The organism is Streptomyces sp. enrichment culture, from assembly GCF_964273145.1.
Taxonomy (GTDB): Bacteria; Actinomycetota; Actinomycetes; order Streptomycetales; family Streptomycetaceae; genus Streptomyces.
Window position 1 is genome coordinate 5120589 of sequence record NZ_OZ186873.1, and the last position, 16063, is coordinate 5136651.

9 protein-coding genes are annotated in these 16063 nt (G+C 69.5%); 7 read left to right on the plus strand and 2 right to left on the minus strand.

The features are described from left to right. Positions 1 to 279: 279 nt before the first annotated feature. Entirely contained in the window at positions 280 to 3114 is a 2835-nt protein-coding gene (locus ACSU6Z_RS23090) for an aconitate hydratase (RefSeq protein WP_437050440.1), read from the plus strand. Positions 3115 to 3274: 160 nt separating this feature from the next. On the opposite strand, the gene ACSU6Z_RS23095 is transcribed toward ACSU6Z_RS23090, so the two are convergent. Together ACSU6Z_RS23095 and ACSU6Z_RS23100 are read right to left on the minus strand one after the other, a co-directional pair. Continuing rightward, positions 3275 to 4219, minus strand: a complete 945-nt coding sequence (locus tag ACSU6Z_RS23095; protein WP_437048342.1) for an FG-GAP repeat domain-containing protein — start codon at positions 4217 to 4219, stop codon at positions 3275 to 3277. 429 nt (positions 4220 to 4648) lie between these two features. After that, the gene (locus ACSU6Z_RS23100) at positions 4649 to 8473 is read right to left on the minus strand and encodes a GH92 family glycosyl hydrolase (protein ID WP_437048343.1); all 3825 of its coding nucleotides are present in this window, start codon (positions 8471 to 8473) and stop codon (positions 4649 to 4651) included. 404 nt (positions 8474 to 8877) lie between these two features. Between ACSU6Z_RS23100 and ngcE the strand changes: the two genes are divergently transcribed. The 6 genes from ngcE to ACSU6Z_RS23130 all read left to right on the plus strand — a co-directional run bounded on the left by ngcE (position 8878) and on the right by ACSU6Z_RS23130 (position 16012). Beyond that, entirely contained in the window at positions 8878 to 10341 is a 1464-nt protein-coding gene (gene ngcE / locus ACSU6Z_RS23105; protein WP_437048344.1) for an N-acetylglucosamine/diacetylchitobiose ABC transporter substrate-binding protein, read from the plus strand. Positions 10342 to 10426: 85 nt separating this feature from the next. Then, complete coding sequence (locus ACSU6Z_RS23110; RefSeq protein ID WP_437048346.1) at positions 10427 to 11353, plus strand: carbohydrate ABC transporter permease; 927 nt, start codon at positions 10427 to 10429, stop codon at positions 11351 to 11353. A gap of 4 nt (positions 11354 to 11357) precedes the next feature. Further along, positions 11358 to 12284 carry a carbohydrate ABC transporter permease gene (locus ACSU6Z_RS23115; RefSeq protein WP_437048348.1) on the plus strand — a complete coding sequence of 309 codons (927 nt, stop codon included), beginning with the start codon at positions 11358 to 11360 and terminating at the stop codon, positions 12282 to 12284. A gap of 252 nt (positions 12285 to 12536) precedes the next feature. Beyond that, positions 12537 to 13748: an ROK family transcriptional regulator gene (locus tag ACSU6Z_RS23120; protein ID WP_437048350.1), complete on the plus strand. Its 1212-nt coding sequence runs from the start codon at positions 12537 to 12539 to the stop codon at positions 13746 to 13748. A gap of 133 nt (positions 13749 to 13881) precedes the next feature. After that, entirely contained in the window at positions 13882 to 14991 is a 1110-nt protein-coding gene (locus ACSU6Z_RS23125) for a sugar ABC transporter substrate-binding protein (protein ID WP_437050442.1), read from the plus strand. Positions 14992 to 15220: 229 nt separating this feature from the next. Further along, complete coding sequence (locus ACSU6Z_RS23130) at positions 15221 to 16012, plus strand: ATP-binding cassette domain-containing protein (protein ID WP_437048351.1); 792 nt, start codon at positions 15221 to 15223, stop codon at positions 16010 to 16012. Positions 16013 to 16063: the final 51 nt, after the last annotated feature.

Genomic DNA, 16063 nt, shown 5'->3' on the forward strand with positions numbered 1-16063 from the left:
ATCACCGGGGTCGGCCCCGCCGGACCGCCCTCCCGCCGAGTGGGCCGGAGTCCGCTCCCCGGCCCGGCGCGCGCCTGCGGGCGCGGGGCAAACGGCGCCCCGGCATGACCGCCGCGCCCCCATGTACTAGAGTTATCTCGACATCGAGATATCTGCCGAGGCGCACCACAGCCGCCACCCTGGTAAGGGTTACCTAACTTAGCCTTACCTCAGCGGATCGGCCAGGACCGCGTGGCGGCAGGATGCGGTGGTACGCGTACATAAATGAAGGAGACTGTCGTGTCGGCGAACAGCTTCGACGCCCGCAGCACGCTGCAGGTGGGCGACGAGTCGTACGAGATCTTCCGGCTGGACAAGGTGGAGGGCTCGGCCCGGCTGCCCTACAGCCTCAAGGTCCTGCTGGAGAACCTCCTCCGCACCGAGGACGGCGCCAACATCACCGCCGACCACATCCGTGCCCTCGGCTCCTGGGACTCGCAGGCCCAGCCGTCGCAGGAGATCCAGTTCACGCCGGCCCGCGTGATCATGCAGGACTTCACCGGTGTGCCCTGTGTCGTGGACCTCGCCACCATGCGCGAGGCGGTGAAGGCCCTCGGCGGCGACCCGTCGAAGGTCAACCCGCTCTCCCCGGCCGAGATGGTCATCGACCACTCCGTCATCGCCGACAAGTTCGGCACCGCCGACGCCTTCAAGCAGAACGTCGACCTGGAGTACGGCCGCAACCGCGAGCGCTACCAGTTCCTGCGCTGGGGCCAGACCGCCTTCGACGACTTCAAGGTCGTCCCGCCGGGCACCGGCATCGTCCACCAGGTGAACATCGAGCACCTGGCCCGTGTCGTCATGGTCCGCGACGGCAAGGCCTACCCCGACACCCTGGTCGGCACCGACTCGCACACCACCATGGTCAACGGCCTCGGTGTCCTGGGCTGGGGCGTCGGCGGCATCGAGGCCGAGGCCGCGATGCTCGGCCAGCCGGTCTCCATGCTCATCCCGCGCGTCGTCGGCTTCAAGCTCACCGGCGAGCTCCAGCCGGGCACCACCGCCACCGACCTGGTGCTCACCATCACCGAGATGCTGCGCAAGCACGGCGTGGTCGGCAAGTTCGTCGAGTTCTACGGCGAGGGCGTGGCGGCCACCAGCCTCGCCAACCGCGCCACCATCGGCAACATGTCGCCGGAGTTCGGTTCCACCGCCGCGATCTTCCCGATCGACGACGAGACCCTGAACTACCTGCGCCTGACCGGCCGTTCCGAGCAGCAGGTCGCCCTCGTCGAGGCGTACGCCAAGGAGCAGGGCCTGTGGCTGGACCCGGCCGCCGAGCCGGACTTCTCCGAGAAGCTGGAGCTCGACCTGTCCACGGTCGTGCCCTCCATCGCCGGCCCCAAGCGCCCGCAGGACCGCATCGAGCTGTCCCGCGCCGCCGAGCAGTTCGCCGCCGACGTGCTCAACTACGTCGAGGCCGGCGTCACCGGCGGCGACGACCGCAAGCCGGGCGTTCCGCAGCAGGAGCAGCCGCACGGTGTCGCCTCCCCGGTCGACGAGGCGTCCGCCGAGTCCTTCCCGGCCTCCGACGCCCCGGCCTACGGCAACGACGACAACGGCGCCGGCGCCCCGCAGCACTCGGCCGTCGTCCCCGGCCCCGGCCCGTCCAACCCGGTCACCGTCACCGCCCCCGACGGCACCACCTACCAGCTGGACCACGGCGCGGTGACGGTCGCGGCCATCACCTCCTGCACCAACACCTCCAACCCGTACGTCATGGTCGCCGCCGCCCTGGTGGCCAAGAAGGCGGTCGAGAAGGGCCTGACCCGCAAGCCGTGGGTCAAGACCACCCTCGCCCCGGGCTCCAAGGTCGTCACCGACTACTTCGACAAGGCGGGCCTGACCCCGTACCTCGACAAGGTCGGCTTCAACCTCGTCGGCTACGGCTGCACCACCTGCATCGGCAACTCCGGCCCGCTGCCGGAGGAGGTCTCCAAGGCCGTCAACGACCACGACCTCGCCGTCACCTCGGTCCTGTCCGGCAACCGGAACTTCGAGGGCCGGATCAACCCCGACGTCAAGATGAACTACCTGGCGTCCCCGCCGCTGGTCGTCGCGTACGCGATCGCCGGCTCCATGCGGGTGGACATCACCAAGGACGCCCTGGGCACCGACACCGACGGCAACCCGGTCTACCTGAAGGACATCTGGCCGACCGAGGCCGAGGTCAACGAGGTCGTCGCCAACGCCATCGGCGGGGACATGTTCGCCAAGTCCTACTCGGACGTCTTCGCGGGCGACGCCCAGTGGCAGGCGCTGCCGGTCCCGACCGGCGACACCTTCGAGTGGGACCCGGAGTCCACCTACGTCCGCAAGCCCCCGTACTTCGAGGGCATGCAGATGGAGCCGGCCCCGGTCGAGGACATCTCCGGCGCCCGCGTGCTCGCCAAGCTGGGCGACTCGGTCACCACCGACCACATCTCCCCGGCCGGTGCCATCAAGGCCGACACCCCGGCGGGCAAGTACCTCACCGAGCACGGTGTGGAGCGTCGTGACTTCAACTCCTACGGCTCCCGCCGGGGCAACCACGAGGTCATGATCCGCGGTACGTTCGCCAACATCCGCCTGCGCAACCAGATCGCGCCGGGCACCGAGGGCGGCTACACGCGTGACTTCACGCAGGAGGGCGGCCCGGTCTCCTTCATCTACGACGCCTCGCAGAACTACCAGGCCGCCGGCATCCCGCTGGTCGTCCTGGCCGGCAAGGAGTACGGCTCCGGCTCGTCCCGCGACTGGGCGGCCAAGGGCACCGCGCTCCTCGGCGTCAAGGCCGTCATCGCCGAGTCCTACGAGCGCATCCACCGCTCCAACCTCATCGGCATGGGCGTCCTGCCGCTGCAGTTCCCGGAGGGCCAGTCCGCCGAGTCCCTCGGCCTGACCGGCGAGGAGACCTTCTCCATCTCCGGCGTCACCGAGCTGAACGAGGGCCGCACGCCGCGCACGGTGAAGGTCACCACCGACACCGGCGTCGAGTTCGACGCGGTCGTCCGCATCGACACCCCCGGCGAGGCGGACTACTACCGCAACGGCGGCATCATGCAGTACGTGCTGCGCAACCTGATCCGCAAGTAGGCGGTACGGCACGGCGGTCGAAGCCGTGCGGGGCCGCATCCCCGTCACCGGGGGTGCGGCCCCGCGTGTTTTCCCGGACGCGCTCGCGCCTGCCCGGATACGCGGAACGGGCCGCCCCCGTGGGGAGCGGCCCGTCGCGGTGCCTCGCGGAAGGCGGGGATCAGAACAGCAGGCGGTACGTGTTCCAGCCGCCGCTGCCGATCTGCACCCGGGACTTGTACGGCGCGGCGGCGCTGCCCGTGCCCTTGTACAGCCACAGGGCGCCGTCCTTGTCGCGGGCGACCAGGTCGGTGACGCCGTCGAGGTCGATGTCGCCGACGGAGACCAGGTCGTTGTAGATGTTCCAGCCGCCGCCGACGCGGGTGCGGGTCTGGAACGGGGCCTTGTAGTCGCCGGTGCCCTTGTAGAGCCACAGCACGCCCGAGCCGTCCTTGGCGACGATGTCGTCCTTGCCGTCGCCGGTCAGGTCGCCCTTGCCGGCGATGTGGGTGTAGGTGTTCCACCCGCCGCCGACCTTGTAGCGCTGGGTCAGCTTGCCGTTGCCGTAGCCGAGGTACAGCCACAGCACGCCCGAGCCGTCCCGGGCGATGAGGTCGTCGGCGGCGGCACCGCCGAGGTCGCCGGCCGAGAGCAGGCGGTCGTAGATGTCCCAGCCCTTGCCGACGACCGTGCCCTCCTCGCTCCACGGCCAGTAGTACAGGGTGCCGTCGGTGACGTCCCACAGGCCGTCCGAGGAGCCGTCGTCGTCCTGGTCGGCCTGGGTGACGAAGCGGGAGCCCTCCCAGCCGTAGCCGACGTTCACGCGCGTGTCCAGGCCGCCGTTGCCGTCGGGCACGTAGCCCCACAAGTCGCCGTTCCTGTCCACGCCGTACAGCGCGTTCACCGGGGCGTACTCGTCCTCGGCGGCGGTGCTGAACTTCGAGGTGCCGGACGGCTTCGCCGGGACGTCGACGGACGCGAGGGAGCGCCCGGGGTTGTCGGCGGCGACCGCGCTCGTGCCGGTCGCCACCAGAGCGGCGGTGAGCGCCGCAGCCGACACGCGTGCCAGGGTGCGACGGCGCGTGTTCAGGCCGGAGCTTTTTGCCACGTAGGTCTCCAGAGTCATGAGGAACGGACCGTGCCCGGGCCGTCCGGCCCGGCATGATCCAGGGATACTCCGTGATCCTCACATGTGTTTTTTGTGCGTCAAACAGATTTACGGGCGATGTACGAATGCGGTACAGAAGCGGAACGCAAGTGCAATGTGGGCCGTACAACCTTTTGTGTGGCTCCGGTGTCGGCCGGTGCGTCAAGAGGGAGAAAACGAGCCGTAATTGACGGTGCGTCAGGCAGTGGCGGTGCTCGTCCGCGTGCCGCGCCGGTGCGGCCGGAGCGTCCGGACCCGCCGGCGGACGGCCGGGTGGAAGGCGCCGCCGCCGTCGCGAGTGCCGCGGACCCGGAGCCTCCCGCCGTCCGGGTGGGACTCCGCTTGCCGGCGGGCGCGCCACCGTACCGGGGGCGGTGGGCCCGGAACAAGCCCGGACCCACCGCCCGTTCACGCCAGCAGCTCCACCTCCGCCAGCGTGTGCGTGCCGTCGAGGACCAGGCGGTACCGGCTGTGGGTCCTCGGTGACTTCACGGAGAAGACACGGGTCTGCCGGTCCCAGGCGAAGGACTCGCCGGAGCGCTGGTCCAGGGTGTGCCACGTGGTGCCGTCCGAGGAGCCCTGGAGCTTCCAGCCGGCCGGGGCCCCCGTCCGGTCCGCCGGCGAGGTCAGGGTGTACTGGACCGCCTTGACGCCCCCGCTCACCGGCAGGTCCACGGAGGTGACGGCCGTCTCCGTCGCCGACGTGTCGTCGAACAGGGCGCCGTCGCCCTCGACGGCGTCCCTGCGCGGCGCCGGCACCTCGTCGCCCTTCGTGATCGACACCGGTGCGGCGTCCTCACCGGTGCCCCAGGAGGACGGCCGCGGGCCCATGTCGAACTCCAGCACCCCGCCCCGGGCGACGAGCGCGTGGGGGAGGGAGGTCGACGTCCACTTCTTGCCGTTGACCTTCAGGCCCTGCACATAGACGTTCCTCCGGTTGTTCTTCGGGGCCTTCACCACCAGCTCACGGCCGTTCTCCAGGTGGACGGTCGCCTTGGTGAACAACGGGGAGCCGACGGCGTACTCACCGCTGCCCATGACCAGCGGGTAGAAGCCGAGCGCGGAGAAGAGGTACCAGGCCGACTGCTCGCCGTTGTCCTCGTCGCCGTGGTAGCCCTGCCCGATCCCGCTGCCGGTGTACAGCCGGGAGAGCACCTCGCGCACGTATCTCTGGGTCTTCCACGGCTGCCCGGCCGCGTCGTACATGTACAGGGCGTGGTGGGCGACCTGGTTGGAGTGCCCGTACATGCCCATCCGCACGTCCCGGGCCTCGGTCATCTCGTGGATGACGCCGCCGTAGGAGCCGGTGAACTCCGGGGAGGCCGTCTCGGGCGTGGCGAGGTACTCGTCGAGCTTGTCCGCGAGGCCCCCGCGTCCGCCGTAGAGGTTGGCCAGGCCCCGGCTGTCCTGCGGGGCGGTGAAGGCGTAGCCCCAGCCGTTGGTCTCCGTGTAGTCGTGGCCCCACACGCGCGGGTCGTACTTCGAGGACTCCACCCGCCAGTTCCCCCCGGCGTCCTTGCCCTGGAAGAAGCCGGCCTCCGGGTCGAACAGGTTGACGTAGTCCCGGGCGCGGTTCAGGAAGTACGCCGATTCCTCCCGGTAGCGCTTCTCGCCGGTCTCCTCGTACAGCTTCCGTCCCATGCGGGCGATGCCGTAGTCGTTGAGGTAGCCCTCCAGCGCCCACGACAGGCCCTCGTGGGTCTCGGTGCTCGTGTAGCCGAGGAACGGGGAGGTCGCCATGCCCTTGCGGCCCACGCCCGGGGACGGCGGCACGGCGGTGGCGTTCTTCACGGCCGCCTCGTACGCCGTCCTCGCGTCGAAGTCGACACCCTTGACGTACGCGTCCGCGAACGCCACGTCGGAGGAGGTGCCGGTCATCAGGTCCGCGTAGCCGGGGGAGGACCAGCGCGAGGTCCAGCCGCCGTCCTTGTAGTGCTGCACGAACCCGTCGACCAGCTCGCCGGCCTTGGACGGGGTGAGGAGGGAGTACGCCGGCCAGGTCGTCCGGTAGGTGTCCCAGAAGCCGTTGTTGACGTACACCTTGCCGTCCACGATCTTCGCGCCGGTGTGCGTCGGGGTGTCGGGCCGGGGCATCCTCGAGAACGGTGAAGCGTACTTGTACGTCCCGTCGACCTTCTCGAAGCCCGAGTTCGGGTACAGGTACAGCCGGTACAGGCCGGAGTACAGGGTGGTCAGCTGGTCCGGGGTCGCGCCCTCGACCTCCACCTTGCCGAGGATGCGGTCCCACTGCCGCTGGGCGGCCTTCCGCACCGCCTCGAAGCCCCGGTCTGCGGGTATCTCCTGGCGCAGGTTGTCCCTCGCCTGGTCGACGCCGATGAGCGAGGTCGCCAGGCGCAGGGTGACCGTGCGGTCCTCGCCCGCGTCGAAGCGCAGGTGGCCCTTGACGCCGCTGGACCCGCCGCCGGTGACCCTCTTGTCGAACTCGCCGTACACGAACAGCCGCGTCGCCCCCGTGGACAGCCCGGACTTCACGTCCGAGTAGCCGGTGACGGTGCCGTTCTCCCGGTCCAGGGTCAGGCCCGCCTGGTCGGTGACGTTGTCGAAGATCACGCTCGCGTCGTCGCCGGGGAAGGTGAAGCGCATGATCGCCGCGTGGTCCGTCGGCGCCATCTCGGCCTTCAGGCCGTTGTCGAACTGCACCCCGTAGTAGTACGGCCGCGCGGTCTCGTTCTCGTGCCGGAACGCCAGCTCGCGGGCCTCCCGGCCGGTGTCCGGGGTGCCGGACGCGGCCGAGGGCATCACCTGGAAGGTCTGCCGGTCGCCCATCCACGGGCTCGGCTCGTGGCTGGCGCCGAACGCCTGGATCGTCGGCAGGTTGTCCGCGTTGTTGCCGCGCGCGTAGTCGTACAGCCAGCTCAGCGAGGACGCGTTGGTCACCGGCGTCCAGAAGTTGAAGCCGTGCGGCACGGCGGTCGCGGGGATGTCGTTGCCGCGGGAGAAGGCTCCGCTGGAGTTCGTGCCGCGGGTGGTGAGCGCGTAGTCCGACAGGTGCGCCTCGGGCTTGGCGGGCGCGACGGACCGGATCACCACGTCGTCCAGCCAGCCCCGGAACTTCGCCGGGCCCCTCGGGGAGTCGTACGCCACCAGGATCCGGTCGACGGTCCTGCCCGCCGCGACCGACCCGATCCGCGAGACGACGTCGTTCCACTGGTTGACGTACAGGATCTTCGCCTCGCCCTGCCCCCGCGGCGTCAGCGGGAACCCGTGCTGGTCGGTGGCGCGCAGCTCGCTCAGGTACGTGCCGTCGGTGAAGGCCAGGTCGACGGAGACGTTGGTGGCGTCGTAGTCCGGGTCGCCGTCGGCCATCGACGGGAAGACCCGGTACGACAGCTGGGTGTTCCGGCCGACCTTCACGTCGACGTCGAAGACCTTGTTGTACGAGTACGCCCGCCCCTCGGCGGTGTGCCGCCCGGCGTACCGCAGGGCCCGCTTGCCGGTGAAGCCGGCGCCCGCCTTCGCCGTCGGCGAGCCGCTCGGGCCCCGGTCGACCAGGGACCGCATGTCCTGCGGGACCGGGCCGTCACCGCCCCCGGAGGACAGCTGCACATCGGCGAGCTGGAGGATCTCGCCGCCGTTGTTCTCCGTGAACTCCAGCCGGAAGTGCCGGAATTCGGCGGGCGCGGCGAGGTCGTACGTCTTCGTCTGGAACCGCCGCTCGAAGGACTCCCCGGAGCGGGTGTCCAGGGACTGCCACGCGGTGCCGTCCGCCGAGCCCTTCAGCGTCCACTGCGCCGGGTCGCGTTCGCCGTGGTCGTTGGCCGAGGTCAGCGCGTACCGGGCCACCTTCACCGGAGCGTCCAGGTCGAACTCCACCCACCCGGTGGCGGCGAAGGTGAGCCACTTGGTGCCCGGCTCGCCGTCGACCAGGTTCTCCTTCACCTCTCCCGCGCCGGCGTTCTCGCCGCTGGCCCGCACCCCGGTGACGCGGTCGGCGACGTTGCCCGGAATGCCGCTGCTGTACCCGCCGTCCACGCCCGAGGCCCGCCTGCCGCCGCCGGGGGCGGTGTCGACGGTGTTCAGCCAGTCCGGAGCCGGGTCCGCCGCCTCGAACGACGACGCGAACCCCCCGTCGGCCGGGGCGGGCGCGCCGGGCAGGGCGACCGCCGCCCCCTGCGAGCCCACCGCCAGCGCGAAAGCGGTCACCACCGCGACCGCCGGGCCCCGTCCGCGCCGTCTTCCGCGCCGTCTTCCGTGCCGAGTTCCGTGCCGCATACGCCAGCACCCTCCCTGCGCCCGTCCGGGAATGAGACAACGTTGTCAAGTTCGAGGCGCACGCATCAGTAGGGCGTCAAGTGGTGTGAGGTGTCAAGGTGTTGGGCGCGACGTACGGGTCCGCGGCCGCCGGTCCCCCCTGCGCGGAACGCGCAGGCCGCCCAGGTTTCCGCGAGGTCTCAACTCGGAAAAGACCCATGACCGACCGTGCGTTCGATCTTGCTTAACCGACCGAAAGTGGACTATACCTGTCGGCCATCCGGGAATCCGTCACCACACCTGAACAGCATCCTGCGCACCACCTCGCACCACACCACTTCCTGCACGACCCAGCGCGACCCGACCGCGGTGCCGGGGAGGATCCGGTTCACCGCCTGAGTCCTGGAGAAGGCGAGGACTTGAGCATGGGATCCACTTCCGCCGACAAGAGCGGCACCGACGGCACCGCGGGCGTCGGCCGCCGCGACCTGATCAAGCGTTCCGCAGCGCTCGGCCTGGTCTCCGTACCGGCGATGGGCTTCCTGTCCGCCTGCGCGAGCGGCGGGGGCGGCGGGGACGGGAAGAAGGCCAAGGCGGGCAAGAAGAGCGCGAAGAACCCGCTGGGCGTCAACGAGAGCGCCCCGATGGAGTTCGTGCTGTTCGACGGCGGCTTCGGCACGGAGTACGCCGAGGACGCCGTGCGGGTCTACGAGGAGAACTTCCCCGGGGCGTCGGTGAAGTTCTCCGCCACCCAGAAGATCCAGTCGACCCTCCAGCCGCGCTTCAACCAGGGCACCCCGCCGGACCTCATCGACAACTCCGGCGCCGAGCAGATGGACATGGGCACCCTGGTCGGCAAGAACCAGCTCACCGACCTCACCCCGCTGCTGGACGCCCCGTCCTACGACGACCCGGGCAAGAAGGTCCGCGACACGCTGCGCACCGGCATCGTGGAGATGGGCCGGTTCGACGGCGAGAAGGTCTGGGTCCTGTACTACGCCTACACCGTGTACGGCGTCTGGTACTCGAAGAAGGCGCTGGACGCGCTCGACGAGCAGTACCCCGAGACCTGGGACCAGATGCTCGCGGTGTGCGAGAAGGCGAGGAAGAAGGGCATCGCCGGCTGGACCTACCCGGGCAAGTACCCGTACTACATCCCCTTCTCGCTCTACCCGATGATCGCCAAGGTCGGCGGCACCGAAGTGCTCGACGCCATCGACAACCTGGAGCCGAACGCCTGGAGGCACCCGGCGGTGAAGGCCTGCTTCGAGGCGTACTACGAGCTCTATCGGAAGGGTTACGTCCTGCGGGGCACCCCGGGCCTGGACCACATCCAGTCGCAGACCGCCTGGGCCCGGGGCAAGGCGCTGTTCCTCCCCAACGGCTCCTGGGTGGAGAACGAGTCGGCCAACGTCATCCCGGACGACTTCGAGGTGACCGTCTCCGCGCCCTCCGGCCTGGACTCCTCCGACAAGCTGCCCTTCGGCGCCATCTGGGCCTCCGGCGGCGAGCCGTTCATCGTCCCGGCCAAGGCGAGGAACGGCGCGGGCGGCATGGAGCAGCTGCGCATCATGCTCAGCGAGGCGTCGTCCAGGAACTTCACCAAGAAGGTCAAGTCGCTGACCGCCTACAAGGGCGGCACCGACGACAACGACCTCACCCCGGGCCTGAGGTCCGGTGTCGAGGCGCTGCGGAAGGCCGGCTCGAACGTGGTGAACCCGCGGCTGCAGGACTGGTACGTGCAGCTCCAGAAGGAGAAGATCGGCGTGGCCGGCCTGGGCGAGATGATGGCCGGCCGCCTCACCCCGGCGGAGGCGATCAAGAAGATCCAGGGCTTCGCCGACGAGACCGCCAAGGACGACTCGATCAGGCACTACAAGCACCGGTGAGGACCCGTCGGCGGGGCCTGCCCGGTGCGTGCGCACCGCGCGGGCCCCGGTGGCGGTGCCCGCGCGCGAAACGGGGTCGGTAGCAATGCAGCACGGCAAGTACCGGTTCATCGTGGGATTCCTGGCGGTCCCCCTGGGGTTGTACGCGCTCTTCGTCGTCTGGCCGTTCGTCCAGTCCGTCTACTACTCGTTCACGGACTGGACGGGGCTGAGCCCCGAGTTCGAGATGGTGGGCCTCGCCAACTACGAACGGATGCTGGACGACGACATCTTCTGGAGGTCCTTGCAGCACAGCCTGCTGTTCGCGCTGCTGCTGCCGGTGGTGACGATCGGGCTGGCGCTGTTCTTCGCCTTCATGATCAACGTGGGCGGGCGGCGGCGCCGGGGCGGGCCGGTGATCTCCGGGGTCCGCGGCTCGTCCTTCTACAAGATCGTCTATTTCTTTCCGCAGGTGCTCTCCATCGCGATCGTCGCCCTGCTGTTCGCGTTCGCGTACAACCCGGACAGCGGCGCGATCAACTCCCTGCTGCGCGGGATCGGCCTCGACGGCGTCCAGCCGCTGTGGCTGGGCGACCCCGGTCTCGCGCTGTGGTGCGTGATGGCGGTCCTGGTGTGGTCCACCACCGGCTTCTTCGTGGTCCTGTTCTCGGCCGGCATGGCCTCCATCCCGGCCGAGCTGTACGAGGCGGCCCTGCTGGACGGCGCCAACCGGATCACGACGTTCTTCCGGGTCACCCTGCCGCTGCTGCGGGACACCGTGCAGTCCGGCTGGATCTACATGGGCATCCTCGCCCTGGGCGCCGAGTCGTTCGCGGTGGTGCAGATCATGACGACCGGCCCCGGCGGCCCCGACTACTCGACCACCGTCATGGTCCTGTACGTGTACCAGAAGGCGTTCCGGGACGGTCAGGCCGCCTACGCCACGACCATCGGAGTCGCCCTGCTCGTCGTCACCCTGGCCTTCGCGGCCGTGGTGATGCGGCTGGGCCGGCGCGAGCGGCTGGAGTACTGATCACATGAAGACGACCCAGACCCCCGCCCCCCCGCCGGCCGGCGATCCCGGTCCCGCCGTCCGCAAGACCGGCGCGCCGGCCGGCGGCCCCGCGCGGGAGAGGAAGGAGGGCACCGTCCTCAACGTCTTCTCCCACGGCGTCCTGGTCATCTGGGCGATCATGGTCGTCCTGCCGCTGGTATGGGCGGTGATGACGTCCTTCAAGGACGACCGGTCCATCTTCTCCTCGCCCTGGTCGCTGCCGGACACGCTGCGCTTCGACAACTGGTCGCGGGCCTGGACCGAGGCCGACATGAACGACTACTTCCTCAACACGGTCCTCGTGGTGGGGGGTTCGCTCGTGGGCACGCTGGTGCTCGGCTCGATGGCGGCGTACGTGCTGGCCCGCTTCGACTTTCCCGGCAACCGGTTCGTCTACTACCTGTTCATCGGCGGCATGAGCTTCCCGGTCATGCTGGCGCTGGTCCCGCTGTTCTACGTGGTGAACAACATGGGGCTGCTGAACACCGTCCACGGGCTGATCCTGGTCTACATCGCCTACTCGCTGCCCTTCACGGTGTTCTTCCTGACCGCGTTCTTCCGTACCCTGCCGACCTCGGTGGCGGAGGCCGCGTTCGTCGACGGGGCCTCGCACACCCGGACGTTCTTCCAGATCATGCTCCCGATGGCCAAGCCGGGTCTGATCAGCGTCGGCATCTTCAACTTCCTGGGCCAGTGGAACCAGTACATGCTGCCGACGGTGCTCAACACCGACCCGGACAAGCGCGTCCTCACCCAGGGACTGGTGCAGCTGGCGGTCAGTCAGGGCTACAAGGGCGACTGGTCGGGCCTGTTCGCGGGCCTGGTGATGGCGATGCTGCCGGTCCTCGCCGCCTACGTCGTCTTCCAGCGGCAGGTGGTCCAGGGGCTCACGGCGGGTGCCCTGAAGTAGACACCGGACATGCGCGGCGGACACGCCGGAGTAGCACCGTGTAGTGCCCTGAGCGCACTGGGAAACCGTTCGCAAGTTTGCTCACATGCCGCTTCCGGCCCGACCGGGGGGCGGCATACGGGTGCGTGCGCGGGGCACCCGGATGCGGTTCAACCTCTTGACGGGAGGCGACCCGAACAGCTCAGCTTAGAGTTCACTAGTTGGACATGGAACGGGGCCTCATCGAAGCGGTCCCGTGCGCGGGAGGTCGTCGTGGAGACTCCGGGGTCGCAGTCGTCGCTGCACCGAGCCAACCTGGAGAGGGTCGTCCGGGCCGTGCGGCTGGCCGGATCGCTCACGCAGGCGGAGATCGCGAGGACGACGGGCCTGTCCGCGGCGACGGTCTCCAACATCGTGCGGGAGCTGAAGGAGAACGGGACGGTCGAGGTCACACCCACCTCCGCCGGCGGCCGGCGGGCCCGCAGCGTCTCGCTGAGCGGGGACGCGGGCATCGTCATCGGCGTCGACTTCGGGCACACGCATTTGCGCGTCGCGGTCGGAAACCTCGCCCATCAGGTCCTGGCCGAGGAGGCCGAACCGCTCGATGTGGACGCGTCCGCGTCCCAGGGCTTCGACCGGGCGGAACAACTGGTCGAGCGGTTGATCGAGGCGACCGGCGTCGACCGCTCCAAGGTCGCCGGCATCGGGCTCGGCGTACCCGGTCCGATCGACGTGGAGTCCGGGACGCTGGGCTCCACCGCCATCCTGCCCGGCTGGGGCGGCACCCGGCCCGCCGAGGAGCTCAGGGAGCGCCTCGGCGTCCCGGTGCACGTGGACAACGACGCCAACCTGGGCGCCCTGGGCGAACTGGTCTGGGGCAGCGGCCGGGGCGTGCGGGACCTGGCGTACATCAAGGTCGCCAGCGGTGTCGGCGCCGGGCTGGTGATCAACGGCAAGATCTACCGCGGCCCCGGCGGCACCGCCGGGGAGATCGGTCACATCACCCTGGACGAGGCGGGCCCGGTCTGCCGCTGCGGCAACCGGGGCTGCCTGGAGACCTTCGCCGCCGCCCGCTACGTCCTGCCGCTGCTCCAGCCCAGCCACGGCACCGACCTGACCATGGAGGGCGTCGTCCGCCTGGCCCGCGACGGCGACCCGGGCTGCCGCCGGGTCGTCGCCGACGTCGGACGCCACGTCGGCAGCGGCGTCGCCAACCTCTGCAACCTGCTCAATCCCAGCCGCGTGGTCCTCGGCGGCGACCTCGCCGAGGCCGGCGAGCTGGTGCTCGGCCCCATCCGGGAGTCCGTCGGCCGCTACGCCATCCCCAGCGCCGCGCGCCAACTCTCCGTGCTTCCCGGGGCACTCGGCGGCCGTGCCGAGGTGCTCGGCGCCCTCGCCCTGGCCCTCAGCGAGATGGGTGATTCCACCCTCTTGGACGGCAGCGCGGCCGGATCCCTGCCCACCACCGCTCCCGCCTTCACTTAGAGAACGGATGGCACCGTTGCCATCTCGTTAAGGATTTACTTCTTGACGTCGTACGTATGGCCGAGTTGACTTCCAGCCACCTCGGCCGCAACGACGCGGCCTCGTCAGGGAGGTTTCTGAAGTGAACACGCGTATGCGTCGTGCCGCCGTCGCCGTCGCCGCCGGTGCGATGGCCGTTTCGCTCGCCGCCTGTGGCAGTGCGAAGGAGGCCGGCGACAAGAACGAGCCCGCCTCGTCGTCGGAGAGCACCAAGAAGGACGACGCCATCAAGGTCGGCCTGCTCCTTCCGGAGAACAAGACCGCGCGTTACGAGAAGTTCGACCGCCCCTTGATCGAGAAGAAGATCAAGGAGCTGACGAACAACAAGGCGGAGATCCAGTACAACAACGCCCGCCAGGACGCCAGCCTCCAGGCCCAGCAGGTCGACACGATGATCACCAACAAGGTGGACGTGCTGATCCTGGACGCGGTGGACGCCAAGGCCGTCAAGAACTCCGTCCAGAAGGCCGTCGACAACGGCATCAAGGTCGTCGCCTACGACCGCCTCGCCGAGGGCCCGATCAGCGCCTACACCTCGTTCGACAACGTGGCGGTCGGCAGAACCCAGGGCGAGGCCCTGCTCAAGGCGCTGGGCGACAAGGCCAAGGACGGCCAGATCGTCATGATGAACGGCTCCGCCACCGACCCCAACGCCGCCCAGTTCAAGGAGGGCGCCCACTCCGCCCTCGACGGCAAGGTGAAGATCGGCAAGGAGTACGACACCAAGGAGTGGTCGCCGGACAACGCCAACGCCAACATGGAGGCGGCGATCTCGGCGCTCGGCAAGGACGAGATCGTCGGCGTCTACTCCGCCAACGACGGCATGGCCGGCGGCATCATCACCGCCCTGAAGGCCGCCGGCATCGCGGACATCCCCGTCACCGGCCAGGACGCCGAACTCGCCGGTGTGCAGCGCATCATCGCCGGTGAGCAGCACATGAGCGTCTACAAGCCGTACGCCCCCGAGGCCGAGGCCGCCGCCGCGATGGCCGTCGCGCTGGCCAAGGGCGAGAGCCTGGACGCCATCGCCAAGGACAAGGTCTCCAGCGACAGCGCCAAGGACGTCCCGGCCGTCCTCGTCGAGGTCACCTCGCTGACGAAGGACAACGTCAAGGACACCGTCGTCAAGGACGGCGTCTACACGGTCGACGAGATCTGCGCCGGCAAGTACAAGGCCGCCTGCGACAAGCTCGGCATCAAGTAAGCGGCAGGCCCGGTACCGGGCCTGCGGGCAGCCGCGCGTCCCACGACCCGCCGGACCCGTCCCCGGGATCCCGCCCGGGACGCCCTGCCCCCCGCCTTCTCCGGCGCCCCGTGTCACACACGGTCCCGCAAGCTCGTGCGGGGCGCCGGACGGAACATCCCGCGGGTATCCCCCGCCCACCCACCCTGCATTTCCGCACACCCTTCCGCCGGGTCAGGCGGCGAAGGAGATGGTTCACGTGTCCGCTACGCCCGTGCTGGCGTTGCGCGGGGTCTCCAAGCGGTTCGGTGCCGTCCAGGCGCTCACCGACGTAGAGCTTGAGGTCCACGCCGGTGAAGTGGTCGCCCTGGTGGGCGACAACGGCGCCGGAAAATCCACGCTGGTCAAGACGATCGCCGGCGTGCACCCCATCGATGAAGGCGCCATCGAATGGGAAGGCAGGACCGTATCGATCGGCAAGCCGCACGACGCCCAGAACCTGGGCATCGCGACGGTCTACCAGGACCTCGCGCTGTGCGACAACATCGACGTCGTCGGCAACCTCTTCCTCGGCCGTGAGCTGAAGAAGTTCGGTGTCCTGGACGAGGTCGAGATGGAACGCCGCTCCCGCGAGCTGCTGACCACGCTGTCGATCCGCATCCCCAGCGTCCGCATCCCGATCGCCTCGCTCTCCGGCGGTCAGCGCCAGGTCGTGGCGATCGCCCGCTCCATGCTCGGCGAGCCCAAGCTGGTCATCCTCGACGAGCCCACCGCCGCCCTCGGCGTGGAGCAGACCGCCCAGGTGCTCGACCTGGTCGAGCGGCTGCGCGAGCGCGGCCTCGCGGTCATCCTCATCAGCCACAACATGGCCGACGTGAAGGCGGTCGCCGACAAGGTGGCCGTGCTGCGCCTCGGCCGCAACAACGGCGTTTTCGAGGTCAAGACGACCTCGCAGGAGGAGATCATCTCCGCCATCACGGGCGCCACCGACAACGCCGTGACCCGCCGTGCGGCGCGCACGAGTGGGGAGGTCGAGAAGTGAGCACCGAGAACAAGACCCCGACGGGCGAGACCGTCACGGCCGAGCAGGACA

Coding starts and splice junctions, on each gene's coding strand:
- ACSU6Z_RS23115 (WP_437048348.1), top strand. CDS start 11,358: ATGAAGACGACCCAGACCCCCGCCCCCCCGCCGGCCGGCGATCCCGGT.
- ACSU6Z_RS23110 (WP_437048346.1), top strand. CDS start 10,427: ATGCAGCACGGCAAGTACCGGTTCATCGTGGGATTCCTGGCGGTCCCC.
- ACSU6Z_RS23095 (WP_437048342.1), bottom strand. CDS start 4,219: ATGACTCTGGAGACCTACGTGGCAAAAAGCTCCGGCCTGAACACGCGC.
- ACSU6Z_RS23130 (WP_437048351.1), top strand. CDS start 15,221: ATGGTTCACGTGTCCGCTACGCCCGTGCTGGCGTTGCGCGGGGTCTCC.
- ACSU6Z_RS23100 (WP_437048343.1), bottom strand. CDS start 8,473: ATGCGGCACGGAACTCGGCACGGAAGACGGCGCGGAAGACGGCGCGGA.
- ACSU6Z_RS23125 (WP_437050442.1), top strand. CDS start 13,882: ATGCGTCGTGCCGCCGTCGCCGTCGCCGCCGGTGCGATGGCCGTTTCG.
- ngcE (WP_437048344.1), top strand. CDS start 8,878: ATGGGATCCACTTCCGCCGACAAGAGCGGCACCGACGGCACCGCGGGC.